Origin of the sequence: Brevirhabdus pacifica (genome assembly GCF_002797755.1) — a bacterium.
GTDB lineage: Bacteria > Pseudomonadota > Alphaproteobacteria > Rhodobacterales > Rhodobacteraceae > Brevirhabdus > Brevirhabdus pacifica.
This window is the reverse complement of sequence record NZ_PGFI01000014.1, coordinates 24,803-50,037: the sequence shown is the minus strand read 5'-3', so window position 1 is coordinate 50,037 and position 25,235 is coordinate 24,803. Positions and strand designations below refer to the sequence as shown.

General features: G+C 64.0%; 37 protein-coding genes. All 37 read right to left on the bottom strand.

What is annotated here, in order from left to right:
• Positions 1-85 precede the first annotated feature (85 nt).
• Positions 86-805, bottom strand: a complete 720-nt coding sequence (locus CLV77_RS14030) for an ATP12 family chaperone protein (protein WP_076980186.1) — start codon at positions 803-805, stop codon at positions 86-88.
• Positions 802-1,476: an HAD-IA family hydrolase gene (locus tag CLV77_RS14025; RefSeq protein ID WP_076980185.1), complete on the bottom strand. Its 675-nt coding sequence runs from the start codon at positions 1,474-1,476 to the stop codon at positions 802-804. The genes CLV77_RS14030 and CLV77_RS14025 overlap by 4 nt, the downstream gene beginning before the upstream one ends.
• Positions 1,473-2,516 (bottom strand): RluA family pseudouridine synthase, encoded by a 1,044-nt coding sequence (locus CLV77_RS14020; RefSeq protein ID WP_076980184.1) that lies wholly within the window; start codon positions 2,514-2,516, stop codon positions 1,473-1,475. Before CLV77_RS14020 ends, CLV77_RS14025 begins: the two co-directional genes overlap by 4 nt.
• Positions 2,513-2,890, bottom strand: a complete 378-nt coding sequence (gene crcB / locus CLV77_RS14015) for a fluoride efflux transporter CrcB (RefSeq protein ID WP_076980183.1) — start codon at positions 2,888-2,890, stop codon at positions 2,513-2,515. Before crcB ends, CLV77_RS14020 begins: the two co-directional genes overlap by 4 nt.
• Positions 2,891-2,921: 31 nt before the next feature.
• Positions 2,922-4,250, bottom strand: coding sequence for a replication-associated recombination protein A (locus CLV77_RS14010; RefSeq protein ID WP_076980182.1), 1,329 nt, complete (start codon positions 4,248-4,250; stop codon positions 2,922-2,924).
• 99 nt (positions 4,251-4,349) lie between these two features.
• Positions 4,350-4,766, bottom strand: a complete 417-nt coding sequence (rplQ, locus tag CLV77_RS14005) for a 50S ribosomal protein L17 (RefSeq protein ID WP_076980181.1) — start codon at positions 4,764-4,766, stop codon at positions 4,350-4,352.
• A gap of 168 nt (positions 4,767-4,934) precedes the next feature.
• Entirely contained in the window at positions 4,935-5,951 is a 1,017-nt protein-coding gene (locus CLV77_RS14000; protein WP_076980180.1) for a DNA-directed RNA polymerase subunit alpha, read from the bottom strand.
• Positions 5,952-6,064: 113 nt separating this feature from the next.
• Positions 6,065-6,454 (bottom strand): 30S ribosomal protein S11, encoded by a 390-nt coding sequence (rpsK, locus tag CLV77_RS13995; RefSeq protein WP_076980179.1) that lies wholly within the window; start codon positions 6,452-6,454, stop codon positions 6,065-6,067.
• Between the two features lie 15 nt (positions 6,455-6,469).
• Positions 6,470-6,838, bottom strand: coding sequence for a 30S ribosomal protein S13 (rpsM, locus tag CLV77_RS13990; RefSeq protein ID WP_076980178.1), 369 nt, complete (start codon positions 6,836-6,838; stop codon positions 6,470-6,472).
• A gap of 242 nt (positions 6,839-7,080) precedes the next feature.
• Entirely contained in the window at positions 7,081-7,728 is a 648-nt protein-coding gene (locus CLV77_RS13985; RefSeq protein WP_076980177.1) for an adenylate kinase, read from the bottom strand.
• Positions 7,725-9,080 carry a preprotein translocase subunit SecY gene (gene secY, locus CLV77_RS13980; RefSeq protein WP_076980176.1) on the bottom strand — a complete coding sequence of 452 codons (1,356 nt, stop codon included), beginning with the start codon at positions 9,078-9,080 and terminating at the stop codon, positions 7,725-7,727. The genes CLV77_RS13985 and secY overlap by 4 nt, the downstream gene beginning before the upstream one ends.
• A 106-nt stretch (positions 9,081-9,186) precedes the next feature.
• A complete protein-coding gene (gene rplO, locus CLV77_RS13975; protein WP_076980175.1) occupies positions 9,187-9,675 on the bottom strand; it encodes a 50S ribosomal protein L15 in 489 nt (162 codons plus the stop codon).
• Between the two features lie 122 nt (positions 9,676-9,797).
• Positions 9,798-9,986, bottom strand: a complete 189-nt coding sequence (rpmD, locus tag CLV77_RS13970) for a 50S ribosomal protein L30 (RefSeq protein ID WP_076980174.1) — start codon at positions 9,984-9,986, stop codon at positions 9,798-9,800.
• A gap of 12 nt (positions 9,987-9,998) precedes the next feature.
• Positions 9,999-10,568, bottom strand: a complete 570-nt coding sequence (gene rpsE / locus CLV77_RS13965; RefSeq protein WP_076980173.1) for a 30S ribosomal protein S5 — start codon at positions 10,566-10,568, stop codon at positions 9,999-10,001.
• 11 nt (positions 10,569-10,579) lie between these two features.
• On the bottom strand, positions 10,580-10,939 hold the full coding sequence (gene rplR / locus CLV77_RS13960) for a 50S ribosomal protein L18 (protein ID WP_076980172.1): 360 nt from the start codon (positions 10,937-10,939) through the stop codon (positions 10,580-10,582).
• Between the two features lie 11 nt (positions 10,940-10,950).
• A complete protein-coding gene (gene rplF / locus CLV77_RS13955; RefSeq protein ID WP_076980171.1) occupies positions 10,951-11,484 on the bottom strand; it encodes a 50S ribosomal protein L6 in 534 nt (177 codons plus the stop codon).
• 12 nt (positions 11,485-11,496) lie between these two features.
• On the bottom strand, positions 11,497-11,889 hold the full coding sequence (gene rpsH / locus CLV77_RS13950) for a 30S ribosomal protein S8 (RefSeq protein WP_076980170.1): 393 nt from the start codon (positions 11,887-11,889) through the stop codon (positions 11,497-11,499).
• 12 nt (positions 11,890-11,901) lie between these two features.
• A complete protein-coding gene (rpsN, locus tag CLV77_RS13945; protein WP_076980169.1) occupies positions 11,902-12,207 on the bottom strand; it encodes a 30S ribosomal protein S14 in 306 nt (101 codons plus the stop codon).
• Between the two features lie 21 nt (positions 12,208-12,228).
• The gene (gene rplE, locus CLV77_RS13940) at positions 12,229-12,792 is read right to left on the bottom strand and encodes a 50S ribosomal protein L5 (protein WP_076980168.1); all 564 of its coding nucleotides are present in this window, start codon (positions 12,790-12,792) and stop codon (positions 12,229-12,231) included.
• Positions 12,792-13,097 carry a 50S ribosomal protein L24 gene (rplX, locus tag CLV77_RS13935; RefSeq protein ID WP_076980167.1) on the bottom strand — a complete coding sequence of 102 codons (306 nt, stop codon included), beginning with the start codon at positions 13,095-13,097 and terminating at the stop codon, positions 12,792-12,794. Before rplX ends, rplE begins: the two co-directional genes overlap by 1 nt.
• A complete protein-coding gene (gene rplN, locus CLV77_RS13930; RefSeq protein WP_005621870.1) occupies positions 13,097-13,465 on the bottom strand; it encodes a 50S ribosomal protein L14 in 369 nt (122 codons plus the stop codon). Before rplN ends, rplX begins: the two co-directional genes overlap by 1 nt.
• A 76-nt stretch (positions 13,466-13,541) precedes the next feature.
• Positions 13,542-13,772, bottom strand: coding sequence for a 30S ribosomal protein S17 (gene rpsQ, locus CLV77_RS13925; protein WP_076980166.1), 231 nt, complete (start codon positions 13,770-13,772; stop codon positions 13,542-13,544).
• A gap of 14 nt (positions 13,773-13,786) precedes the next feature.
• Positions 13,787-13,993, bottom strand: a complete 207-nt coding sequence (rpmC, locus tag CLV77_RS13920) for a 50S ribosomal protein L29 (RefSeq protein WP_076980165.1) — start codon at positions 13,991-13,993, stop codon at positions 13,787-13,789.
• Positions 13,994-14,317: 324 nt separating this feature from the next.
• Complete coding sequence (gene rplP, locus CLV77_RS13915; protein ID WP_076980164.1) at positions 14,318-14,731, bottom strand: 50S ribosomal protein L16; 414 nt, start codon at positions 14,729-14,731, stop codon at positions 14,318-14,320.
• 12 nt (positions 14,732-14,743) lie between these two features.
• The gene (gene rpsC / locus CLV77_RS13910; RefSeq protein WP_076980163.1) at positions 14,744-15,445 is read right to left on the bottom strand and encodes a 30S ribosomal protein S3; all 702 of its coding nucleotides are present in this window, start codon (positions 15,443-15,445) and stop codon (positions 14,744-14,746) included.
• A complete protein-coding gene (gene rplV / locus CLV77_RS13905; RefSeq protein ID WP_076980162.1) occupies positions 15,445-15,825 on the bottom strand; it encodes a 50S ribosomal protein L22 in 381 nt (126 codons plus the stop codon). Before rplV ends, rpsC begins: the two co-directional genes overlap by 1 nt.
• Before the next feature lie 5 nt (positions 15,826-15,830).
• Positions 15,831-16,109, bottom strand: coding sequence for a 30S ribosomal protein S19 (gene rpsS / locus CLV77_RS13900; protein WP_076980161.1), 279 nt, complete (start codon positions 16,107-16,109; stop codon positions 15,831-15,833).
• 2 nt (positions 16,110-16,111) lie between these two features.
• Positions 16,112-16,954: a 50S ribosomal protein L2 gene (gene rplB / locus CLV77_RS13895; RefSeq protein ID WP_076980160.1), complete on the bottom strand. Its 843-nt coding sequence runs from the start codon at positions 16,952-16,954 to the stop codon at positions 16,112-16,114.
• A 96-nt stretch (positions 16,955-17,050) separates the two neighbouring features.
• Complete coding sequence (locus CLV77_RS13890) at positions 17,051-17,347, bottom strand: 50S ribosomal protein L23 (RefSeq protein ID WP_076980159.1); 297 nt, start codon at positions 17,345-17,347, stop codon at positions 17,051-17,053.
• Positions 17,344-17,964: a 50S ribosomal protein L4 gene (rplD, locus tag CLV77_RS13885; protein WP_076980158.1), complete on the bottom strand. Its 621-nt coding sequence runs from the start codon at positions 17,962-17,964 to the stop codon at positions 17,344-17,346. Before rplD ends, CLV77_RS13890 begins: the two co-directional genes overlap by 4 nt.
• Complete coding sequence (rplC, locus tag CLV77_RS13880; protein ID WP_076980157.1) at positions 17,954-18,808, bottom strand: 50S ribosomal protein L3; 855 nt, start codon at positions 18,806-18,808, stop codon at positions 17,954-17,956. Before rplC ends, rplD begins: the two co-directional genes overlap by 11 nt.
• Before the next feature lie 15 nt (positions 18,809-18,823).
• Entirely contained in the window at positions 18,824-19,132 is a 309-nt protein-coding gene (rpsJ, locus tag CLV77_RS13875) for a 30S ribosomal protein S10 (RefSeq protein WP_076981124.1), read from the bottom strand.
• Positions 19,133-19,619: 487 nt separating this feature from the next.
• The gene (gene tuf, locus CLV77_RS13870) at positions 19,620-20,795 is read right to left on the bottom strand and encodes an elongation factor Tu (protein ID WP_076980141.1); all 1,176 of its coding nucleotides are present in this window, start codon (positions 20,793-20,795) and stop codon (positions 19,620-19,622) included.
• A gap of 93 nt (positions 20,796-20,888) precedes the next feature.
• Positions 20,889-23,006, bottom strand: coding sequence for an elongation factor G (fusA, locus tag CLV77_RS13865; RefSeq protein WP_076980156.1), 2,118 nt, complete (start codon positions 23,004-23,006; stop codon positions 20,889-20,891).
• Positions 23,007-23,030: 24 nt separating this feature from the next.
• On the bottom strand, positions 23,031-23,501 hold the full coding sequence (gene rpsG, locus CLV77_RS13860; protein WP_076980155.1) for a 30S ribosomal protein S7: 471 nt from the start codon (positions 23,499-23,501) through the stop codon (positions 23,031-23,033).
• A 12-nt stretch (positions 23,502-23,513) separates the two neighbouring features.
• Positions 23,514-23,885, bottom strand: coding sequence for a 30S ribosomal protein S12 (gene rpsL, locus CLV77_RS13855; RefSeq protein WP_076980154.1), 372 nt, complete (start codon positions 23,883-23,885; stop codon positions 23,514-23,516).
• A 335-nt stretch (positions 23,886-24,220) separates the two neighbouring features.
• A complete protein-coding gene (locus CLV77_RS13850; RefSeq protein WP_076980153.1) occupies positions 24,221-25,123 on the bottom strand; it encodes a DMT family transporter in 903 nt (300 codons plus the stop codon).
• Between the last annotated feature and the right edge of the window lie 112 nt (positions 25,124-25,235).

Here is a 25,235-nt window from a genome sequence, read left to right as displayed (position 1 = left end):
AAATAACGGCGCCATTTTCCACTTTTCGATCCGATACTTAGCCATGAACGAAATTAAAGCCGACAACCGCCAATTGTGAAGCCTGTCAGGAAGTTTCACTAAGCGCGAAGAAACGGTGCGCATGGTGAAATGCGCGTCGTTTGATTTCGGCATTCTGCTCGGCCTCATCGTCGCGGCCCCACTGTTCGATCTGCCATTCCTCATCGATTCGCGACAACCGCCAGAGGTCGTCGAGAGGGAAGGCATTTCTGCTGGCGGCGAGGCCGATGATCAGAGATCCGCTCATGGCCACCAGGTCGTGCAACGCCGTCAGGCGGAACGGATCAAAGGCGTGAACCTCGTGCCGCAGCCGGCTCAGCGCCTCGGGATCCTGAGGGCGGTGCATGATGCCGTTGACCGGGCGCAGCACGGCGCCCAGCTCCTCCCGGGCCCAGTCCAGGACCGGATCCCAGCCCTCGGCCTGGCGGTGGGCCAGGGCATCGGGCGCTTCGGCGCGATAGCACAGCAGATCGGAGTCGCCGTAGTCGGCCACCATGTTCGCGACCTCGGGGTGCTGGTCGGCTACCTTGTCGATCGCCGCGTTGGCCGAGCGTGTCACCGGCATCGTGTTGGGATTGATCTGGTCGGTCTGTTCGGCCCATTCGCCCGCCACGGCCTCTGCCATGGGTTCGGTTGGCAGTACCAGCCGGCGCTTGAGCGGCGTGCGCACCCCGCGCCCGTCCAGCAGCACCTCGAACCCGGTCCTGTCCTCGACCGGTGTGACTGTGGCGTCCTTCCAGAACCGCTTGGGGGCCCAATCGCTCATCTCTCGCTCCAGATCTCGTCCAGCGCCGCCGCCAGGTCGCCGAAACCGGGCAGCACATGCTCGGCCCCTGCCCCGCGCAGGCGTTCGGCCGGGTGATAGCCCCAGCTGACGCCGATGCGGCGGACGCCGGCGGCGCGCCCCATGTCCATGTCGAAACTCGTGTCGCCCACGATCACCGTGTCCTCGGGCGCGGCCCCCGTCTCGCGCAGGGCGGCCTCGATCATCGAGGGGTGCGGCTTGGACGGGTGATCGTCGGCCACCTGCGAGGTGATGAAGTAGTCGCCCAGGCTATGCGCCTCGAACACCCGGGTCAGCCCGCGCCGGGACTTGCCGGTGGCCACGCCCAGCAGGCAGGCCGCGTCCTGCGACAACAGGTCCAGCGCCGCCCGCGCGCCGGGGTAGAGGGGCGAAAGCACATCCTCCTGCCCGGCCTCGCGCACCGCCACGAACGAGGCGCGATAGGCCTCGGCCAGGGCGTGAGGGTCGCAATCGGGGTCAAGCTCTGCCATCGCCTCGGGCAGGGACAGCCCCACGATCGAGCGGATCCGCTCGTCGTCGGGACAGATGCGCCCGGCGCTGTCGAAGGCGCGGCGCATGGCCCCGATGATGTGGGTCTGGCTGTCGATCAGCGTGCCGTCCACATCGAAGATGACAAGGCGCAGGCGGCTCATTCTTCCTCCGCGAAGGGATCGGCAGGCACGTCGCGAATATCCCAGCCGACGGTCTTCCACGTGCGTGTCATATGCTCCGGCAGGGGGGCGTTCAGGTTCAGCATGGCGCCCGTGACGGGATGTTTCAGGGTCAGCGACCGGGCGTGCAGGTGCAGCTTGCGGCTGATGTCGCCGCCCAGCTGCGCGCCCCAGCCGTCGCCCAGGTTCTCCTGCCCCGAGCCGCCGTACTTGCCGTCGCCCACGATGGGATGCCCCAGTTCGGCCATATGGGCGCGCAGCTGGTGGGTGCGGCCGGTGACCGGCACCAGCGCGACCCAGGCGGCGCGTTTGGCCAGCGTCGTCAGCACCGCGTAATCGGTGGTGGCCCGCTTGGCGTCGGGGGTGCTGTCGACCTGATTGGGGTGGATGCACTGCATCTTCTCGGCCTCGCCGTGGCGACCGTGGCCGGGGGCCTTGACCAGACCATAGCGCACGGTGCCCATCCGGGGATGGGGCACGCCGGCGACCACGGCCCAGTAGATCTTGCGCGTCAGCCGGTTGCGGAAGGCCGAGGTCAGGGCCCCTGCGACGGCCTGGGTCCGCGCCAGCAGCAGCAGCCCCGAGGTGTCCTTGTCAATCCGGTGCACCAGACGCGGCTTCTCGTCATAGCCGAAGCGCAGTGCCTCGGACAGGTTGTCCACATGGCGGTTGTGGCCCGTCCCGCCCTGCACCGGCAGGCCCGGCGGCTTGTTCAGCGCGATGATGTGGTCGTCGCGGTAGACCACGCAGGCGCGGATCATCTCGGCGTCGGCGTCCGAGATGTCGGTCTTGGGTCCGGCGGTGATCTCTTCGGGGGCGGGCAGCGGCGGCACGCGCACCGCCTGCCCCGGCGCGATCCGGGTCGAGGCCTTGACCCGCCCGCCATCCACCCGCAGGTCGCCCTTGCGGCACATCTTCTCGATCCGGCCCTGGCTGACATGGGGGAACATCCGCCGCATCCAGCGGTCCAGCCGCTGCTCGGCCTCGTCTGTCCCGACGGTCAGGATCTGCACACCACTCATAGAAATACCCCTCGTGCGGCGGCAAGCCCGCCGGCGATGGCCATCAGCGACAGGATCACCGAGGCCGCAACATAGATCAGCGCCGTCTGCACGTCGCCCCGTTCCCAAAGCGTCAGCGCATCCAGCGAGAAGGCGGAAAAGGTCGTGAACCCGCCCAGGATCCCGGTCATCAGGAAGGGGCTGAAGCGGTTGCCGCCCTTGGCCGCCAGCCAGACCACCAGCACCCCCATCAGGAACGAGCCCGCGATATTCACCGCAAGCGTTCCCCAGGGAAAGCCGGGCCCCGCCAGACGCAAGGTCGCCACGCCGGTCAGATACCGGGCCACCGCCCCAAGGGCACCGCCAGTCGCAACTTGTAACAAGGTCCAGATCATCGCGCCTACCTCTTGCGCGGCGGGGGGATTGTCAACCGCCCTGCCGCTTGTCCCTGAGCTTGGCGAAGTAATCCAGCCGCCGCTTCAACTCGCGCTCGAACCCGCGTTCGACCGGGGTGTAATAGACGCCCCGCTTCATGCTCTCGGGGAAATAGTTCTGCCCCGAAAAGCCGGCCTCGGCATCATGGTCATAGGCATAGCCCTCACCGTAGCCCTGTTCCTTCATCAGCGAGGTGGGCGCGTTCAGGATATGCTTGGGCGGCGGTTCCGATCCGGTCTTGGTGGCGGCGGACATCGCATTCTTGAAGGCCGCGTAGCCCGCGTTCGACTTGGGCGCCAGCGCCAGATAGACGATCGCCTGCCCCAGCGCCAATTCCCCCTCGGGAGAGCCGAGCCGCTCGTAGGTTTCCCACGCCTGAAGGCAGACCGCCTGTGCCTGCGGATCGGCCAGGCCGATATCCTCGACAGCCATGCGGGTGATGCGGCGGGCAAGATACCGCGGATCCTCACCCCCCTTCATCATCCGCGCCAGCCAGTAAAGGGCCGCATCGGGGTCCGAGCCGCGCACCGATTTGTGCAGCGCCGAGATCAGGTTGTAATGCTCGTCGCCCGACTTGTCGTATTTGGTCGCGCGGCGCATCAGCCGGGTCGCCAGCCCCTCGCGGTCCAAAGGCCCCGCCACCTTCCAGGCCATCACCTGTTCGATCAGGTTCAGCAATGCGCGGCCGTCGCCGTCGGCCATCTCCAGCAGCGCCTCGCGCGCCGGGCCGTCCAGCGGCAGGGGGCGGTCCAGTTCCTTCTCGGCGCTCTGGGCCAGCCGCTCCAGGTCCCGAGGCGTCAGGCGGTTCAGCACCATCACCTGCGCCCGGCTGAGCAAAGCCGCGTTCAGCTCGAACGAAGGGTTCTCGGTCGTGGCACCGACCAGCAGAATGGTGCCGTCTTCCATATGCGGCAGAAACCCGTCCTGCTGGGCCTTGTTGAAACGGTGGATCTCGTCGACGAAAAGCAACGTGCCCTGCCCGTTGGCATGGCGAATGCGGGCGGCCTCGAACACCTTGCGCAGCTCTGGCACGCCGGTGAAGATCGCGCTGATCTGGACGAAGGCCAGATCCGTCTCGTCGGCCAGCAGCCGGGCGATGGTGGTCTTGCCCACCCCCGGCGGGCCCCAAAGGATCAGCGACGACAGGCTTCCCGACGCCAGCATCACGCCAAGAGGCCCCTCGGGGCCCAGAACGTGATCCTGCCCGATCACCGCATCCAGACGCCGCGGCCGCAGCCGGTCGGCCAGCGGACGCGGTCCGGCGCCCGAAGGTGCGCGGTCGGTCGATCCGTCTGCGGGGGTGTCGAAAAGATCAGCCATGGGGGAAATCTAGGGGTCCGGCCCTGTCAGGGAAAGGTGAAACGCAAACGGCCCCCGCCTATGGCGAGGGCCGTCCGTAATGGGATGGGCGGGGCTGCCTTATTCGGCGGCTTCCTCGGCCTCAAGGCGGGCGCGGTCGCCGGCGCCCTTGGCGTCGACATCGCGGTCGACGAATTCGATGATCGCCATCGGCGCCATGTCACCATAGCGGAAGCCGGCCTTCAGGACGCGGACATAGCCGCCCTGACGCTCGGCGTAGCGGGGGCCGAGCACGTCGAACAGCTTGGCGACATATTCGTCCTGCTTCAGCTGTGCACCGGCCTGGCGGCGGGCGTGCAGATCGCCGCGCTTGCCCAGAGTGATGAGCTTTTCGACGATGCGGCGAAGTTCCTTCGCCTTGGGCAGGGTGGTCTTGATCTGCTCATGTTCGATGAGCGAGCCGGCCATGTTCGCGAACAGCGCCTTGCGGTGTTCATGGGTGCGGTTCAGGCGGCGGTAGCCTCGTGCGTGACGCATGGGTCTTCTCCGTTAACGTGTTTTGCTTTGTCCGGCGGTCCCTGGTCCTGGGTCCGCTCTCCTTGGGGCTTGTGCCCTGATGTTCCCCGGCTGGACCGGGCATTGTCTTGGTCTTCGGTCGTGGTCTTCGGGGGGCCGTCTAGGCGACCGCCCCCCATCTTGTCAATCTCAGAGGTGGTCTTCGTATTTCTTGGCCAGTTCCTCGATGTTGTCGGGCGGCCAGTCCACGATATCCATGCCCAGGTGGAGACCCATCCCGGACAGCACTTCCTTGATCTCGTTCAGCGACTTGCGGCCGAAGTTCGGGGTGCGGAGCATCTCGGCTTCGGTCTTCTGGATCAGGTCGCCGATGTAGACGATGTTGTCGTTCTTCAGGCAGTTTGCCGAACGCACCGACAGTTCCAGCTCGTCCACCTTCTTCAGCAGAAGCGGGTTGAACTCCAGATCGTCCTCGTCGTCCTGGCTGCGGGCGGCCTCGGGCTCGTCGAAGTTGACGAAGACCGACAGCTGGTCCTGCAGGATGCGCGCGGCATAGGCCACGGCGTCGTCGGGGGTGATCGAGCCGTCGGTCACCAGCTTGAGCGTCAGCTTGTCATAGTCCAGCACTTGGCCCTCGCGGGTGGGCTGCACGTCATAGCTGACCTTCTTCACGGGCGAGTAGATCGCGTCGATCGGAATCAGGCCGATAGGGGCGTCCTCGGGGCGGTTCTTGTCCGCGCTGACATAGCCCTTGCCGGTGTTGACCGTCAGTTCCATGAACAGATCGGCACCCTCGTCGAGGTGGCAGATCACGTGATCCTTGTTCAGGATCTCGATGCCGGCGGTCTCGGCGATGTCACCGGCAGTGACGACACCGGGGCCCTTGGCATTGACCGACAGACGCTTGGGGCCTTCGACCTCCATGCGGACGGCGACGCCCTTGAGGTTCAGGACCACGTCGGTCACGTCTTCGCGAACACCAGAGATGGACGAGAATTCGTGCAGCACGTTGTCGATCTGGACGCTGGTGATGGCGGCACCCTGAAGCGAGCTCATCAGCACCCGGCGCAGGGCGTTGCCCATGGTCAGGCCGAAGCCACGCTCCAGCGGTTCGGCCACGACGGTCGCTTCGCGCGAGGGGTCGTTGCCGGGTTTGACGTCAAGCTGGGTCGGTTTGATCAGCTCTTGCCAGTTCTTGTGGATCATATGTCGCCTCCATCCTTGTTCCCGGTGGGATCCGGTTCCGGGAACGCCCGAGGTTTCAAAAAGACGCACTCGGGCCGCGTTCCGAAAACGCGGCCCGAGCGGTAGAAATTAGATCAGACGCGGCGCCGCTTGGGGGGGCGCACGCCGTTGTGGGCGATCGGGGTCACATCACGGATGGCCGTGATGTTGAAGCCGGCAGCGGCCAGAGCGCGCAGGGCGCTCTCGCGGCCCGAACCGGGGCCCTGCACTTCGACTTCCAGCGTCTTGACGCCGTGTTCCTGGGCCTTCTTGCCCACGTCCTCTGCGGCCATCTGGGCGGCATAGGGGGTGGATTTACGGCTGCCCTTGAAACCCATCGTGCCGGCCGAGGACCACGCGATCGCGTTGCCCTGAACGTCGGAGATGAGGATCTTGGTGTTGTTGAACGAAGAGTTCACATGCGCAACGCCGGTGGCGATGTTCTTGGAAACCTTGCGCTTCGTTTGACGACGATCTCGTGCCATTGTGCTTGCCCTCCCTTATTTCTTCTTGCCGGCGATCGGCTTCGCCGGGCCCTTGCGGGTGCGGGCGTTGGTGTGGGTGCGCTGGCCGCGCACGGGCAGGTTGCGACGATGACGCAGGCCGCGGTAGGCGCCCAGGTCCATCAGACGCTTGACGTTCATCTGCACTTCGCGGCGCAGGTCGCCTTCAACGGTGAAGTTGGCGTCGATGTGCTCGCGGATCTGAAGCACTTCGGCGTCGCTCAGCTCGTTGACGCGGCGGGTCGGTTCGATACCCACGGCGTCGCAGATTGCGCGGGCCGAGGTGTTGCCGATACCGGTGATGTAGGTGAGGGCGATGGGGACGCGTTTCCCGGTCGGGATGTTGACGCCAGCAATACGTGCCACGTGTCACTTTCCTTTTCGTTGCGATTCCGTAGTGCCGGAACCTTTTTTCACAACGGCGGCCCGGTCCGGAATGCCGGTGGGCCGCGTCATATCTGAAGAAGGGCGATTCGCCGGTGCGGACACTCAGCAAAACAAGCCTGATCCCGTTAGGGATGGGGTGACTTATTGGTTTTTGGAACCAGCGTCAAGCCGCCGGTTCCGGGGGCGGGGCAAAACGCCCCTACCCCGGATCGCAAAGTGGCTCAGCCGCGGTCGAGGATGCCGCGAATCTCGTTGGCGACGGCGTCGATCTCGCCCAGGCCGTCGACCGCCCGCAGGCTGCCCTTGGCATGGTAGTAGCCGATCAGCGGCGAGGTCTTCTTGTAGTATTCCATCAACCGCTGGCGCAGGCTTTCCTCGTTGTCGTCGGCACGGCGCTGCAGATCGGTCGAGCCGCAGACATCGCAGACGCCTTCCTTGGCGGTGGGCTTGGTATCGTCGTGATAGACTTCGCCGCAATTGCCGCAGGTGAAGCGGCCGGTGATGCGGCGCACCAGCGCCACGTCATCGACGCGCATCTCGATCACCGCGTCCAGCTTCTGTCCCTTGCGCTCCAGCAGCTCGCCCAGGGCATCGGCCTGGGCCAGGGTGCGGGGGAAGCCGTCGAAGATGAAGCCGCCGCCGGACTCGGCGTTCAGCTTCTCCTCGATTAGGCCGATGACGATCTCGTCTGTGACAAGCTGGCCGCGGGCCATGACGTCGGCAACCAGGTTGCCCATTTCGGTGCCGCTGCTTTTGGCTTCGCGAAGCATGTCGCCGGTCGAGAGCTGGATCATCCCCCTCTCTTCCACCAGGATCCGCGCTTGCGTGCCTTTGCCTGCGCCCGGCGGGCCGAGAAGAATGATGTTCATCGTCTAGCTGTCCCCTTCTTGCCGCGACGCTTGCCGCGCAGTTGAGATTTTTCGATCAGGCCCTCGTACTGATGCGCCAGAAGATGGCTCTGGACCTGCTGGATCGTGTCCATCGTCACCGAGACCACGATCAGAACCGAGGTGCCGCCGAAGTAGAACGGGATCGCCAGCTGGCTGCGCAGGATCTCGGGCAGCAGCGTCACCAGGGTCAAGTAGCCTGCGCCCAGGACCAGGATGCGGTTGACCACGTAATCCAGGTATTCCTCGGTGCGCTTGCCGGGTCGGATCCCCGGGATAAAGCCGTTCTGGTTCTTCAGGTTCTCGGCCACGTCGTCGGTCTTGAACGCGACGTTGGCGGTGTAGAAGAAGGTGAAGAAGATCACCATGGCGGCGAAGAACAGCAGGTAGAGCGGCTGTCCGGGGCCGAAGTAGGCCAGGATGGTCGACATCACCGGGCCGGTCTGGCTGCCCGAGAAGGTGCTGATCGTGGTCGGCAGCAGCAGCAGCGAGCTGGCGAAGATCGCGGGGATCACGCCGGCCGGGTTGACCTTGATCGGCAGGTGCGACGAGCCGCCGTCATAGACCTTCATCCCCACCTGACGGCGCGGATACTGGATGTGGATCTTGCGCAGGGCGCGTTCCATGAACACCACGAAGGCGATGGTCAGGATCACCATGATGATGACGCCCACGATCACCGCGGGGCTCAGCGCGCCCGAGCGGCCCGAGGCGAAGAACTGTGCCAGGGCGGCGGGGACTTCGGCGATGATGCCGACGAAGATGATCAGCGAGATGCCGTTGCCGATCCCGCGCGAGGTGATCTGTTCGCCCAGCCACATCAGGAACATCGTGCCGCCCACAAGCGTGATGACGGCGGATGCCTTGAAATAGAGGCCTGGATCGGTCGCCAGGTCGCCGGCCTCGAGGCTGGCGGCCAGACCGTATGCCTGGAACGTGGCCAGAAAGACGGTGCCGTAGCGGGTATACTGGTTGATCTTCTTGCGGCCCTGCTCACCCTCTTTCTTGAGCTGCTCAAGCGAGGGGACCATCGCGGTCAGAAGCTGCACGATGATCGAGGCCGAGATGTAGGGCATGATCCCCAGGGCAAAGATGCCCATACGGCCGATGGCGCCGCCGGTGAACATGTTGAGGATGCCGCCCAGGCCGGTTGCGGCTTCCTGCACGAACTGGCGCAGGGCCGTGCCGTCGATGCCGGGGACGGGAATGTAGGTGCCGAGGCGATAGACAATGAGAAGAGCCAGCGTGAAGAGGATGCGCTGCTTCAGCTCGGTAGCCTTTCCGAAGGCCCCCCAGCTCATGTTCGCTGCCATTTGCTCTGCTGCGGATGCCATGTAACGGCCTTCCTTTCATGACGACGCCGCCGAACCGTTTTCCGGTCGGCGGCGCAGGGAAAACATCACAAGTGGTGTAAGCGGCCCCGGGGCCGCTCACAACCGCTTATTCGGACGCTTGCTCGGAAGTCGCCGCCGGGGTCGAAACCTTGAGCGAGCCGCCGGCCTTCTCGACAGCCTCGATGGCCGACTTGGAGGCGCCGGTGACTTCCAGGTTCACCTTGGCGTTGAACTCGCCCTTGGCGAGGATGCGGACACCGTCGAGCTTGCGACGCACCAGGCCCGATTCGACCAGGACGTCCTCGGTGATGGCCTTCGAGCCGTCGATCTTCTTGTCGTCCAGGAACTTCTGAAGCAGGCTCAGGTTCAGGACGGCGAATTTCTTGCGGTTCGGCGGGGTGAAGCCACGCTTGGGAAGCCGCTGGTAGAGCGGCATTTGGCCACCCTCGTAGCCATTGATCGAGACGCCCGAACGGGACTTCTGACCCTTGATACCACGGCCGGCGGTCTTGCCGGTGCCGGAACCCGGGCCGCGGCCAACGCGCTTGCGCTTCTTGGTTGCGCCGGGATTGTCGTGAAGTTCGTGAAGTTTCATGTCGCTCTCTCCGTGCCGGATGTGGCCCAGGAGCGAAGGGGCCAACCGCGGCGTTGATTGTAAATTGGGTGGGGTGCGCCCTGCCCTTTCAGGCCGGCGCACCCCGGAATGCAGTCAGAGGCTTAGTCGCGCTCTTCGATGATTTCCACCATGTGGGAGATGGAATTCACCATGCCGCGCACCGAGGGGGTATCCTCAAGCTCACGGGTCTTGTGCATCTTGTTCAGGCCCAGACCGATCAGCGTTGCACGCTGCTTGGCGGGGCGGCGGATCGGCGAGCCGATCTGCTTGACGACGATGGTTTTTGCCATGGATCCGTATCCTTACGCTTCGACCGACTCGGAGGCCGCTTCGGCTTCGGGCTTCTTGAGGATGTCCGCGACCTTCTTGCCGCGACGCTGCGCGACCGAACGGGGCGAAGCCTCGCGGCCAAGGCCGTTCAGCGTCGCGCGGATCATGTTGTAGGGGTTCTGGGACCCGATCGACTTGGCGACCACGTCCTGAACGCCCAGCATCTCGAACACGGCGCGCATCGGACCACCGGCGATGATGCCGGTACCCTGGGGGGCGGTCCGCATCACGACCTTACCAGCGCCGTGACGGCCCTCGATGTCGTGGTGCAGGGTACGACCCTCGCGCAGCGGTACGCGGACCATCTGACGCTTGGCTTGCTCGGTGGCCTTGCGGATGGCCTCGGGGACCTCCTTGGCCTTGCCCTTGCCGAAGCCCACGCGACCGCGCTGGTCACCGACGACGACCAGAGCAGCGAAGCCGAAGCGCTTACCGCCCTTGACCGTCTTGCTGACCCGGTTGATCGCCACGAGACGATCGGCGAATTCGGGGGTTTCTTCGCGCTCGCGACGATTTCCCCGACGATTGTCTTCTCTTGCCATCTATCGTCTCCTCAGAACTTCAGGCCGTTTTCACGGGCGGCGTCGGCAAGTGCCTTGACCTTCCCGTGAAACAGGAAACCACCACGGTCGAAGTAGCATTCTTCGACCCCGGCCTTTTTCGCGCGCTCGGCGATGGCGGTGCCCACCTTCGCCGCCGCTTCGACGTTGTTCTTGCCCAGAACGCCCAGGTCCTTCTCCAGCGAGGAGGCCGAGGCGAGCGTGACGCCGTTCACATCGTCGATCAGCTGCACGCTGATGTTCTTGTTCGAGCGGTGAACCGACAGGCGCGGACGCCCGGCGTTCATCTTCCGCAGCTTGTTCCGAACGCGCAGGCGGCGCTTCAGAAACAGGGTTCTTTTGCTGTTTGCCATTTCTCGCGTCCTTACTTCTTCTTGCCTTCCTTGCGGAAGATGTACTCGTCCTTGTACTTGATGCCTTTGCCCTTGTAGGGCTCGGGCTTCCGCCATTCGCGAATATTGGCCGCGACCTGGCCGACGAGTTGCTGATCGATGCCTTCCACGACGATCTCGGTTTGCTTGGGGGCCGTCACGGTGACGCCCTCGGGCACTTCGAAATTCACGTCATGGCTCAGGCCCAGGCTCAGCTTCAGGGTGTTGCCCTGCATCTGCGCGCGGTAACCCACACCGTTGATCTCCAGCTCTTTCTTGAAGCCGGTGGAGACGCCGGTCACCAGGTTGCCGACCATCGTGCGGGACATGCCCCACTGCTGGCGGGCGCGCTTGGACGAGCCACGGGGCGCGATCGAGATGACGTTGTCGTCCACCGAAATGGTGACATCGTCGGTTGCAGTGAAGCTGCGGGTACCCTTGGGGCCCTTCACTTCGACGGTCTGGCCGGAGACGGTTGCCGAAACACCCGACGGCAGCTCGACCGGTTTCTTACCAATACGAGACATTGCCTTACCTCCTTAGAAGACCGTGCAAAGCACTTCACCACCAACATTGGCAGTGCGCGCATTTGCATCCGACATCACGCCGCGAGGCGTGGAGACGATCGAGACACCCAGGCCCTGACGGACCGAGGGGATGTCCTTGACGCCCATGTAGACACGACGGCCGGGCTTCGAGACCCGCTTGATCTCGCGGATCACCGGGGTGCCTTCGTAGTACTTCAGGCTGATCGACAGGGCCGGGTGGCCGTCCTTGCCGGTCGTCTTCTCGTAGCCGCGGATGTAGCCTTCGTCGGCCAGCACGTCGAGCACCCAGGCGCGAAGCTTGGAGGCGGGGGTTTCAACCGTGGACTTGCCGCGCAGCTGTGCGTTGCGGATCCGGGTGAGCATATCGCCGATAGGATCGTTCATCTCGGGACCTCCTTACCAGCTCGACTTGACCAGGCCGGGGATCTGGCCGTTCGAGCCAAGATCCCGCAGCGCGATCCGGCTCATCTTCAGCTTACGATAGTAAGCGTGCGGACGACCGGTCAGCTGGCAGCGATTGTGAAGACGGGTAGCCGAGCTGTTGCGCGGCAGTTTTGCAAGCTTCAGACGCGCTTTGAAACGCTCTTCCATCGGCTTGGATTCATCGCGCGCGATCTCTTTCAGCTCGGCACGTTTGGCGGCGTATTTCTCCACCAGGGCCTGACGCTTCTTCTCGCGCTCGATCATTGCTTTCTTAGCCATGTTCTCTTCTCCTCGCCGCGATCAGCTGTTGAAGGGCATGTTGAAATGCTTCAACAGCGCCTTGGCTTCTGCGTCGGTACCTGCGGTGGTGCAGATGACGATATCCATACCCCAGACCTCATCGACCTTGTCGAAGTTGATCTCGGGGAACACGATGTGCTCTTTCAGGCCGGTGGCGTAGTTGCCACGACCGTCGAAGCTCTTGCCGGACACGCCGCGGAAGTCCCGGATACGGGGCATTGCGACGGTGATCAGGCGATCGAGGAATTCGTACATGCGCTCGCCGCGCAGGGTCACCTTGGCGCCCAGCGGCATCTCTTCGCGGACACGGAAGCCGGCGATGGATTTCTTGGCCTTGGTGATCAGCGCCTTCTGGCCGGCAATCGCGGTCAGGTCTTCCTGAGCGGATTTGGCCTTCTTGGTGTCGCGGACCGCCTCGGCGCCACAGCCGATGTTGAGAACGATCTTGTCGAGACGCGGGATCTGCATCTCGTTCGCGTAGCCGAATTCTTCCTTCAGCTTGGCGCGGATCTCGTCGGTGTAGAGCGTCTTGAGACGCGGGGTATAGGTCGCAGCGTCCAGCATCAGATCACGTCCCCCGTGGTCTTGGCAAAGCGCACCTTCTTGCCGTCTTCCGTGCGGAAGCCGACGCGGGTTGCCTTGCCGTTGGAGTCCAGCAGTGCCAGGTTCGAAAGATCGATCGGCATCGGGGTCGGCACGCGGCCGCCCTGGCTGTTCTGGCTTTGACGGGTATGGCGGATCGCCACGTTCACACCGTCCACGATGGCCTTGTTGGCCGCAGGCATGACGCGGGTGATCTCACCCTCCTTGCCCTTGTCCTTACCGGCCAGCACGACGACCTTGTCGCCCTTCTTGAGTTTGGCAGCCATCAGAGAACCTCCGGAGCCAGCGAGATGATCTTCATGAAGTTCTTCGCGCGCAACTCACGAACCACCGGCCCGAAGATACGGGTGCCGACGGGCTCGTTGTTGTTGTTGAGGATGACGGCCGCGTTCCGGTCGAACCGGATTGCGGTGCCGTCTTCGCGACGGACTTCCTTGGCGGTGCGCACGACGACGGCCTTGCGGACGTCACCTTTCTTCACGCGGCCGCGCGGGATGGCTTCCTTCACCGAGACGACAATGATGTCGCCGACGGAGGCGTATTTACGCTTGGAACCACCCAGGACCTTGATGCACTGCACCCGGCGAGCGCCGGAGTTGTCAGCGACATCCAGATTGGTCTGCATCTGGATCATGTGGTTTCTCCCGACCTATGGGGGGCGTTTTCCTCGCCTGTTCCCCAGGGTTTCGACACAATCGAAAGGGGCCGCCTTAGTTGGCGACCACCTCCCAACGCTTGGTTTTCGAAATCGGCGCGCACTCCTGGATGCGGACCTTGTCACCGACCTTGAATTCGTTCTTCGGATCGTGCGCGCGGTACTTCTTCGAAGCGCGGACGGTCTTGTTCAGCAGAGGATGCGTGTAGCGACGCTCGACCAGGACCGTGACAGTCTGCTCGTTCTGGTCGCTGGTGACGGTGCCGTTGAGGATACGTTTGGGCATCTGTCAGGCTCCTCTTATTCTTCTGCGGCCGCAGCAGCGGCCTTCTGGTTGAGAACGGTCTTCACACGGGCAACGTCGCGACGGACGGTGCGCATGCGTGCGGTGTTCTCAAGCTGTTGCGTAGCCTGCTGGAAGCGCAGGTTGAACGCTTCCTTCTTCAGCTCGGCCAGCTGATCCTTCAGCTGGTCGGGGGTCTTGTCGTTGAGTTCCTTGGCGTTCATCGCCCAGTTCCTTTCACATCACCAGTCGGCCCCCTTGAGAGGGTCACCCTGAGTCCGGTGGAGTCATTGATGAAGCGGTCCAATACAAGGCCGCGACCACGATGGCAACCCATAAACCCCGGGGCGCCGGGATTCCTTGTTTTCCTGGTCATTCCGTCGCGTCCGCCGCCCCTGGGGTGGCCGCGATCCTGCCGCGTGCGGCGGGGCGATTCTTGGCCGCGCCCCCTGCCCCGCCCGACGGGGTCGCGCGTGGAGAAAGGGGGCCGGAAACGAGAAAGGGCGGGGAAGACCCCGCCCTTTTTCAATTGTCGCGATCCTCGCGGATCACCAGTCTTCGCGGACCACGGTGCGGGTCTTGATCGGCAGCTTCATCGCGGCCAGGCGCAGGGCCTCGCGCGCGACGGCTTCGGAAACACCGTCGATCTCGAACATCACCCGGCCGGGCTTGACCTTGGCGGCCCAGTAATCGACCGAACCCTTACCTTTACCCATACGGACTTCGGTCGGCTTCGAGGTGACCGGCGTATCGGGGAAGATACGGATCCAGACACGGCCCTGACGTTTCATGTGGCGCGTCATCGCGCGGCGAGCCGCCTCGATCTGACGTGCAGTGATCCGCTCGGGCTGCGTGGCCTTGAGGCCGAAGGTGCCGAAGTTCAGGGTGGAGCCACCCTTGGCTTCGCCGTGGATACGGCCCTTGTGCTGCTTGCGGAATTTTGTGCGCTTTGGCTGAAGCATCTGTCTATCTCCTTACCGGCGCGGACCGCGAGGTGCGGGCCCTTCCTGCAGTTCCTGTTGCTTGCGGTCACGGGCCGACGGGTCGTGCTCCATGATCTCGCCCTTGAAGATCCAGACCTTGATGCCGATGATCCCGTAAGGGGTCTTGGCTTCGGCCAGGGCGTAGTCGATGTCGGCGCGAAGGGTGTGCAGGGGCACGCGGCCCTCGCGGTACCATTCGGTCCGGGCGATCTCGGCGCCGCCCAGACGGCCGGCGACGTTGACCCGGATGCCCAGCGAACCCATGCGCATTGCGTTCTGGACCGAGCGCTTCATGGCGCGACGGAACGAAACACGACGCTCAAGCTGCTGCGCGATGCTTTCGGCCACCAGGGCGGCGTCCAGCTCGGGCTTGCGCACCTCGAGGATGTTGAGGTGCAGTTCGCTTGCGGTCATCGAGGCGAGCTTCTTGCGCAGCGTCTCGATATCCGCGCCCTTCTTGCCGATGATGACACCGGGGCGGGCGGTATGGATGGTGACGCGGCACTTGCGGTGCGGACGCTCGATGATGACCTTCGAGATACCGGCCTGCTTGCACTCTTCCTTGATGAACTCGCGGATCTTGATGTCCTCGAGAAGCAGATCACCGTAATCCTTGGTGTCGGCGTACCAGCGGCTGTCCCAGGTGCGGTTGACCTGGAGGCGCATGCCGATCGGATTGACTTTTTGACCCATTACGCTTGCTCCTCGACCTGACGGACCTTGATGGTGAGTTCCGAGAACGGCTTGACGATCTTGCCGAACCGGCCACGAGCCCGCGGACGACCGCGCTTCATGGTCAGGTTCTTGCCGACATAGGCTTCGGCCACGACCAGCTCGTCAACATCCAGGTTATGGTTGTTTTCCGCGTTGGCGATTGCCGACTGAAGGCATTTCTTGACGTCGGCCGCGATCCGCTTCTTCGAGAAGGTGAGGTCGGCCAGGGCCTTGTCCACCTTCTTGCCGCGGATCATGGCGGCGACGAGGTTCAGTTTCTGCGGGGACGTCCGAAGCATGCGCGTCTTGGCGAGTGCTTCGTTGTCGGCCACGCGGCGGGGATTTTTCTCTTTACCCATGGCTCTTACTTCCGCTTCGATTTCTTGTCGGCAGCGTGACCGTAGTAGGTCCGCGTCGGCGAGTATTCACCGAACTTCTGGCCGATCATGTCCTCGGTCACGTTGACCGGGATGTGCTTCTGGCCGTTGTAGACGCCAAACGTCAGACCCACGAACTGGGGCAGGATCGTCGAGCGGCGCGACCAGATCTTGATGACTTCGTTGCGACCGGATTCTTTGGTCTTCTCGGCCTTCTTGAGGACATAGCTGTCGACAAAAGGGCCCTTCCATACAGAACGCGACATGATTACCGGCCCTTCTTCTTGGCGTGACGCGAGCGGATGATCAGCTTGCTGGACGCCTTGTTCTTGTTCCGGGTGCGGGCACCCTTTGTGGGCTTGCCCCAGGGCGTGACCGGGTGACGACCACCCGAGGTCCGGCCTTCACCACCACCATGGGGGTGATCGACCGGGTTCATGACCACACCGCGGACCGACGGGCGGATGCCCTTGTGACGGTTGCGACCGGCCTTGCCGAGGTTCTGGTTGGAGTTGTCGGGGTTCGACACGGCACCGACGGTGCACATGCATTCCTGACGGACCATGCGAAGCTCGCCCGAGCTCAGGCGGATCTGGGCGTAGCCACCGTCACGACCGACGAACTGGGCGTAGGTACCGGCGGCGCGGGCGATCTGGCCACCTTTGCCGGGCTTCAGCTCGATGTTGTGGACGATCGTACCGATCGGCAGGCCCGAGAAGGGCATCGCGTTGCCGGGCTTCACGTCGGCCTTGGCCGAGGCGACAACGCTGTCACCGACGGCAAGACGCTGGGGCGCCAGGATGTATGCCTGCTGACCATCTTCGTATTTGATCAGGGCGATGAAGGCGGTCCGGTTCGGATCGTATTCGATCCGCTCGACGGTCGCCGTCATGTCCAGTTTCGTGCGCTTGAAATCCACGATCCGGTAGAGACGCTTTGCGCCACCGCCGCGGCGGCGCATTGTAATCCGTCCGGTGTTGTTCCGGCCGCCCTTCTTCGTCAGACCCTCGGTGAGGGATTTGACAGGACGTCCTTTCCAAAGCTCCGAACGGTCGATCAGAACCAGCCCACGCTGGCCCGGCGTCGTCGGTTTGTACGACTTGAGTGCCATGCTTTCTGTCTTCCGTCAGCTCTGAGGCAGTGTGCCTCGGTTTTCGTAAAAGCCCACGGCCCCCACGAGGGGGGCCGGGAGATTCGCGGCCTTCTATCAGAGGCCCGTAGTGACGTCTATCGTATTGCCCTCTTCGAGGGTGACATACGCTTTCTTGACGTCCTTGCGGCGGCCAGGCTGGCCGCGGAACTTCTTGACCTTGCCCTTGGTGATGGTGGTGTTGACCGCCTTCACCTTGACGCCGAACAGACCCTCGACAGCCGCCTTGATCTGCGGCTTGTTGGAGTCCATCGCCACCTCGAAGACAACAGCGCCCGCGTCGGATGCCATGGTTGCCTTTTCGGTGATGATCGGCTTGCGGATCACGTCGTAATGTTCAGCCTTCGCGCTCATTTCAGTCGAGCCTCCAGTGCTTCGACACCCGCCTTGGTCAGAACGAGGGTATCGCTCCGCAGGATGTCATAGACGTTTGCGCCCATCGACGGCAGCACATCGACACCGTCGAGGTTGCGTGCGGCGCGGGCGAAGTTCTCGTCCACGGTCGCGCCATCGATGACCAGGGCGCGCTTCCAGCCCAGGTCCTTGACCTGCCGGGACAGGACGGCCGTCTTGGCGTCCTTCAGTTCCAGCGTGTCCAGGATGACCAGCTCGCCCGCGGATTGCTTGGCGGACAGCGCATGGCGCAGGCCCAGCTTGCGGAACTTCTTGGTCAGCTCGTGGCCGTGGCTGCGCGGGGTCGGACCCTTGTAGATACCACCCTTACGGAAGATCGGCGCGTTCCGGTCACCGTGGCGTGCGCCGCCGGTGCCCTTCTGGCGATAGATCTTCTTGGTCGAGTAGCTGGTCTCGGACCGGGTCTTGACCTTGTGGGTGCCCTGCTGCGCGTTGTTGCGCTGCCAGCGGACCACACGGTGCAGGATGTCTGCGCGGGGCTCGAGCCCGAAGATCGCGTCGTCCAGCTCGACCGAGCCGGCCTTGGCGCCATCAAGTTTGATCGCATCAGCTTTCATTGTTGTCGCCTCCTTCGGGCGCGGCGGTGTCGTCAGAGGCCTCGGCCTCCTTCAGCGCGGCGGCCTGCTCGGCAGCGGCAGCCTCGGCGGCGGCCTTCTCGGCGGCTTCGGCTTCGGCAGCGGCCTGCTCGGCAGCTTCCTTGGCCAGACGCTCGGCTTCCTCGGCGGCCGACTTCAGCGCGGCGGGATAGATCACGTTCTCGGGGATCGGCTTCTTGACCGCATCCTTGATCGTGACCCAGCCACCCTTGGAGCCGGGGACAGCGCCCTTGACCATGATCAGGCCACGGTCGGCGTCGGTGCGGATGACCTGCAGGTTCTGCGTGGTCACGCGGGCGGCGCCCATGTGACCGGCCATCTTCTTGCCCTTGAACACCCGGCCGGGGTCCTGACACTGACCGGTGGAGCCGTGCGAACGGTGGCTGATCGAGACACCGTGCGTGGCGCGCAGGCCGCCGAAGTTGTGCCGCTTCATGGCACCGGCAAAGCCCTTACCGATCGAGGTGCCCGAGACGTCCACGAACTGACCTTCGAAGTAATGGTTGGCGGTGATTTCCTCGCCGACCTCGATCAGGTTCTCGGGCGCCACGCGGAATTCCGCGATCTTACGCTTGGGTTCGACCTTCACGGCGGAGAAAACGCCGCGCATGGCCTTAGAGACGCGCTTGGCCTTGGCGGTACCGGCGCCGAGCTGAACGGCCGAATAGCCGTGCTCGTCCGCGGTGCGCGTGCCCACGACCTGAAGCTTGTCCAGTTGAAGGACCGTCACGGGAATCTGCTTCCCGTCGTCCATGAAAAGGCGGGTCATCCCGACCTTCTTTGCGATTACACCAGAGCGCAACATGTTCGTCTGCCCTCCTTAAACCTTGATCTCGACGTCGACACCGGCAGCCAGGTCGAGCTTCATCAGCGCGTCCACGGTCTGGGGGGTCGGATCGATGATGTCGAGCAGGCGCTTGTGCGTGCGGATCTCGAACTGATCACGGGATTTCTTGTCGATGTGCGGTCCACGCAGAACGGTGAACTTCTCGATCTTGTTCGGCAGCGGGATCGGTCCGCGCACCTGCGCGCCGGTCCGCTTGGCCGTATTTACGATTTCCTGGGTCGAGGAATCCAGCACCCGGTAGTCAAACGCCTTCAGGCGAATACGGATGTTCTGGCTTTGAATGGCCATATGCATATCCCTTGGCTTGGGATTTCAACGGAGAGGAAGACCGGCGCTCATCGCGGATCTTCTTCGCGTCCTGTTAACTGAAACGGGGCGCGCGTGAACACACCCCGAGTCAGTGGAGTTGCTATAGGGGGTCGGGCCACAGGTGGCAAGGCCAAGTTTTCAAGAGCGGCCTCGCCCCTGGGGCCCCGTCGGCGCCCGGCTCATGGCCCCCTGCCCGGATCCGTTGCATAGGCCCCGACACCCCTTGTCAGCGCGCCCTTCATGCCTCTCCGGGCTCCGCGGCCACTCCCGACCGCGTGCCCGGTGCCCGTCGGACGGGGAAAGCTGTCGGAATTGATCCGTTCATCACAGTGCGAGGGCTGGCTGGCCATGGGCGAATCGGGCCCGGGCCTCGGGCCCAAACGAAAAGGGCCGGTCCCCTGAAGGACCGGCCCTATTGTCTTTATCACCGTGCCACCCCGTATCGAGGCGACCGCGCGGATCAGGCGATGATCTTCGACACCACGCCGGCGCCGACGGTGCGGCCGCCTTCGCGGATGGCGAAGCGGAGGCCGTTTTCCATGGCGATCGGTGCGATCAGCTCGACCTCGAACTTCAGGTTGTCGCCGGGCATGACCATCTCGGTGCCCTCGGGCAGGGTGACGGTGCCGGTGACGTCCGTGGTGCGGAAGTAGAACTGCGGACGGTAGTTGGCGAAGAACGGCGTGTGACGGCCACCCTCGTCCTTGGTCAGGATGTAGGCCTCGGCCTCGAACTTGGTGTGGGGCGTGACCGAGCCGGGCTTGCACAGCACCTGGCCGCGCTCGACGCCTTCACGGTCGACACCGCGCAGCAGCGCGCCGATGTTGTCGCCGGCCTCACCGCGGTCCAGCAGCTTGCGGAACATCTCGACACCGGTGCAGGTGGTCTTCTTGGTGTCGCGGATGCCGACGATCTCGATCTCGTCGCCGACGTTGATGACGCCACGCTCGACACGGCCGGTCACGACGGTGCCGCGGCCGGAGATCGAGAACACGTCCTCGATCGGCATCAGGAAGGGCTGGTCGACCGCACGCTCGGGCGTGGGGATGTACTCGTCGACGGCGGCCATCAGTTCCTTGATCTTGTTCTCGCCGATCTCGGGATCGCGGCCTTCCATGGCAGCCAGGGCCGAGCCTGCGATGATCGGGATCTCGTCACCGGGGTAGTCGTAGGAGGACAGCAGTTCGCGGATCTCCATCTCGACGAGCTCCAGCAGCTCCTCGTCGTCCACCTGGTCGACCTTGTTCATGAAGACGACCATCTTCGGGATGCCGACCTGGCGACCCAGCAGGATGTGCTCGCGGGTCTGGGGCATCGGACCGTCGGCGGCGTTCACGACCAGGATCGCGCCGTCCATCTGGGCGGCACCGGTGATCATGTTCTTGACGTAGTCGGCGTGGCCGGGGCAGTCGACGTGGGCGTAGTGACGGGCCTCGGTCTCGTACTCGACGTGGGCGGTCGAGATGGTGATGCCGCGGGCCTTCTCTTCGGGCGCGCCGTCGATCTGGTCATAGGCGCGGAAGTCGCCGAAATACTTGGTGATCGCAGCGGTCAGCGTGGTCTTGCCGTGGTCAACGTGGCCGATCGTGCCGATGTTGACGTGCGGTTTGTTACGCTCAAACTTAGATTTAGCCATCGTGGCCTCCTTGATTTCCTCGGGCGGTGCGCAGGGGCGCGCACCCTACAGGGGTTGGTTAGTAGGGTGCGCGCCAATGCGCGCACCGCTCGGTCATGCGTATTTTGCCTGGATTTCTTCGCTGATGTTCTGCGGAACAGGCTCGTAATGGTCGAACTGCATCGTGAACTGCGCGCGGCCCGAAGACATGGAGCGCAGCGTGTTGATGTAGCCGAACATGTTCGCCAGCGGAACGAAGGCGTCGATGGCGATGGCGTTGCCGCGGGTGTCCTGACCCTGAACCTGGCCACGACGCGAGGTGAGGTCGCCGATGATGCCACCGGTGTATTCCTCGGGCGTCACGACCTCGACCTTCATGATCGGTTCCAGCAGCTTGGCGCCGGCCTTCTTCATGGCTTCGCGCATCCACTGACGGGCAGCGATTTCGAAGGCCAGAACCGACGAGTCGACGTCGTGGAACTTGCCGTCGATCAGCGCGACCTTGAAGTCGATGACCGGGAAGCCGGCAAGCGGGCCGGAGTCCATGACCGACTTCACGCCCTTCTCGACACCGGGGATGTATTCCTTGGGAACGGCACCACCAACGATGCGGCTCTCGAAGGAGAAACCCTCGCCCGGCTCTGTCGGGCTGATGATCATCTTGACCTCGGCGAACTGACCCGAACCACCCGACTGCTTCTTGTGGGTGTAGGTATGCTCGGCCTCGCGCGAGACGGTCTCGCGGTAGGCAACCTGCGGCGCACCGATGTTGGCCTCGACCTTGAACTCACGCTTGAGGCGGTCGACCAGGATGTCGAGGTGAAGTTCGCCCATGCCCTTCATGATGGTCTGACCGGACTCGAGGTCGGTCTCGACGCGGAAGGAGGGATCCTCGGCGGCCAGACGGGCCAGACCCTGGGACATCTTCTCCTGGTCGGCTTTGGTCTTCGGCTCGACCGCGATCTCGATGACGGGATCGGGGAAGGTCATGGTTTCCAGAACCACCGGGTCGTTGACGGCGCAAAGCGTGTCACCCGTGGTGGTGTCCTTCAGACCGGCCAGCGCGATGATGTCGCCGGCGAATGCCTCGTCGATCTCTTCGCGGTTGATCGAGTGCATCATCATCATCCGGCCGACACGCTCTTTCTTCCCCTTGGTGGAGTTGAGCATCGTGTCGCCCTTCTTGAGGACGCCCGAGTAGATACGGGTGAAGGTCAGCGAGCCGACGAAGGGGTCGTTCATGATCTTGAACGCCAGGCCCGAGAAGGGCATGTCGTCATCGGCACGACGGGGGATGTTGCGGGTCTCGGTCTCGTCGCCGGGCTTGAAGCCCATGTAGTCGACAACGTCCAGCGGGCTGGGCAGATAGTCGATCACGGCGTTGAGCAGGGGCTGAACGCCCTTGTTCTTGAAGGCCGAACCACACAGGACCGGAACGAAGGACATCGACAGCGTGCCCTTGCGGATCAGCTTGCGGAGGGTCGCCACGTCGGGCTCTTCGCCCTCGAGGTAGGCTTCCATCGCGACGTCGTCCATCTCGACGGCGGTCTCGACCAGCTTGGCGCGCCACTCGGCGGCGACGTCCTGCAGGCTCTCGCGAATGTCTTCCTGAACCCAGCTCGCGCCGAGGTCCTCACCGCGCCAGACCCACTCCTTCATGGTGACCAGATCGACGATGCCCTCAAGCTCGTTCTCGGCGCCGATCGGAATTTGGATCGGGGCCGGAACCGCACCGGTGCGGTCGGCGATCATGTGCACGCAGTTGAAGAAGTCGGCGCCGATCTTGTCCATCTTGTTGACGAAGACGATGCGCGGAACTTTGTAGCGGTCGGCCTGGCGCCAGACGGTCTCGGTCTGGGGCTCGACACCGGCGTTGGCGTCCAGAACGGCGACGGCGCCGTCCAGAACGGCCAGCGAACGCTCGACTTCAATGGTGAAGTCGACGTGGCCGGGGGTGTCGATGATGTTCAGGCGGTGCTTCGGGGTATCGGCCGACTGACCGTCCTCGGTGCGCTCCCAGAAGGTGGTGGTCGCAGCAGAGGTGATCGTGATGCCCCGCTCCTGCTCCTGCTCCATCCAGTCCATCGTCGCGGCACCGTCATGCACCTCGCCGATGTTGTGGGACTTGCCGGTGTAGAACAGGATCCGCTCCGAACAGGTCGTCTTGCCTGCATCGATATGCGCCATGATCCCGAAGTTGCGGTATCGCTCGAGGGGGTAGTCGCGTGCCATTTCGGTCGTGCCTCTAAACCAGAGTTACCAGCGGTAATGGCTGAACGCTTTGTTCGCGTCGGCCATCTTGTGGGTGTCTTCGCGCTTCTTGACGGCCGTGCCGCGGCTGTTGACCGCATCGCTCAGCTCGCCTGCAAGGCGCTCTTCCATCGTGTTCTCGTTCCGGGCGCGGGCAGCCTTGATCAGCCAACGGATGGCCAGGGCTTCGCGGCGCTCGGGGCGGACCTCGACGGGAACCTGATACGTGGCACCACCGACGCGGCGCGAGCGCACCTCGACCGAGGGCTTCACGTTGTCCAGCGCCTCGTGGAACACTTCGATCGGGGCGCGCTTCAGACGCTCCTCGACCCGCTCCATGGCGTTGTAGACGATGGATTCGGCGACAGATTTCTTGCCGTCGATCATCAGGTTGTTCATGAATTTCGTCAGAACCCGATCGCTGTACTTAGCATCGGGCAGGACTTCGCGTTTTTCTGCGGCGTGACGACGGGACATCGAGGCCTCTCCTTACTTCGGACGCTTGGCGCCGTATTTCGAACGGCGTTGCTTACGGTCTTTGACGCCCTGGGTATCCAGAACACCGCGCAGGATGTGGTAACGGACACCCGGAAGGTCTTTGACCCGGCCGCCGCGGATCAGGACCACAGAGTGCTCCTGAAGGTTGTGGGATTCACCGGGAATGTAGCTGATGACCTCGAAGCCATTGGTCAGGCGCACCTTGGCAACCTTCCGCATGGCCGAGTTCGGCTTCTTCGGTGTGGTCGTGTAGACTCGCGTGCAGACGCCGCGCTTCTGGGGGCAACCCTCCAGGTGCAGCGACTTCGAGCGTTTGACTTTGGGCTGCCGCGGCTTGCGGATCAGCTGTTGGATCGTTGGCATTGGGTATCGTTCCCCGTGTTGCAACACATTTCAGTTCGGCGGGGCGCGCGCACCCCAGTTACGTCAATTGCGTCTCTCGCGTCCGAAAAACGCAAACACCGCATTCGCCCCCTCGCATGCGGGGACGACGCGGTGGAATTCCAGAGGATCGGGCATTCAGACCGGATCGTGACCGCTCAAGTTTTGACTTCGCAGACGCAGCAGGGGGTTTTCACCCCACGCCTGAGTGGGCGTTTCATAGGGGGAGTCGCGGGGGGTGTCAACAGCCGCGGGACGGGCTTGTTCCCACGGCAGTCACCAGCGGCACAAGCCTGCCCGGATCGGCCCCCCGGCACTCAGCGCAGGCGCTGCATCACCGGCATGCGGCGGCGGGCGAAGCGGCGCTCGCGCCACAGGGTGAAGATGCCGGTCGCCGCGATCAGGGCGCTGCCGGTCAGGACAAGCGGCCCCGGCGTCTCGCCGAAAAAGAGCACGCCCAGCAGGATCGCGACAAGAAGGCCGGTGTAGCGGAAGGGGGCGACAAAGGCCACCTCCCCCACCCGCATGGCCATGACGCTGGTCAGGTAGGCCGCCACCACGAACAGCACCGCGCCCCCCAGCTGCAGGCCCCGGTCTCCGCGCAGCGGCACCCAGTCGACGAAGATCGACGCCACACCCGAGAAGACCAGGACCGCCACCGCCGCCGCCAGGGCGACGGACATCGAGGGTATGGCCCGCGAGAGCCGCCGGGTTGCCAGGTCGCGCACGGTGACACAGGCCACCGCGCCCAGCACGTAGAGGGAATAGATGCTGAACCCGTCGCCCCCCGGCTGGACGATCAGCAACACCCCGCAGAACCCGATGAAGATCGCCGTCAGCCGGCGCCAGCCCAATGGCTCGCGGAACAGGACCGCCGCCGTCAGGGTGATGGTCAGGGGCAGCGATTGCAGGATCGCGGTCACGTTGGCGATCGGCATGTTGAAAAGGGCCGTAATGAAGAAATAGGCGGCCGCCGCTTCGGCGACGCTGCGGATCACGACAAGCTTGAGGTCCCGCGGATCCGACGGCAGGCGCAGGCCGTCCTTGCGCCACGACAGGAAGGCCAGCAAGGCGACCACGGCGATGCTGCGCAGGAACACTGCCTGGAACAGCGGCACCTCCTCGCCCAGAGCCTTCATGAAGGCATCGTTGAGGGTGAAGGCCGACATGGACATGACCATGAAGAAGGCGCCGCGGACGTTGTCGCTGAGGATCGGCATCGGGTGACCTTGCAGTTCCGGGGGCGGACCGGGCCGCGGCGCCGCGCGATTGGGCGGGCGCAGCGGCGGGCCCGCATCCTCGGGCAGTAGCACCCCGGAGGGGACCGCGCCA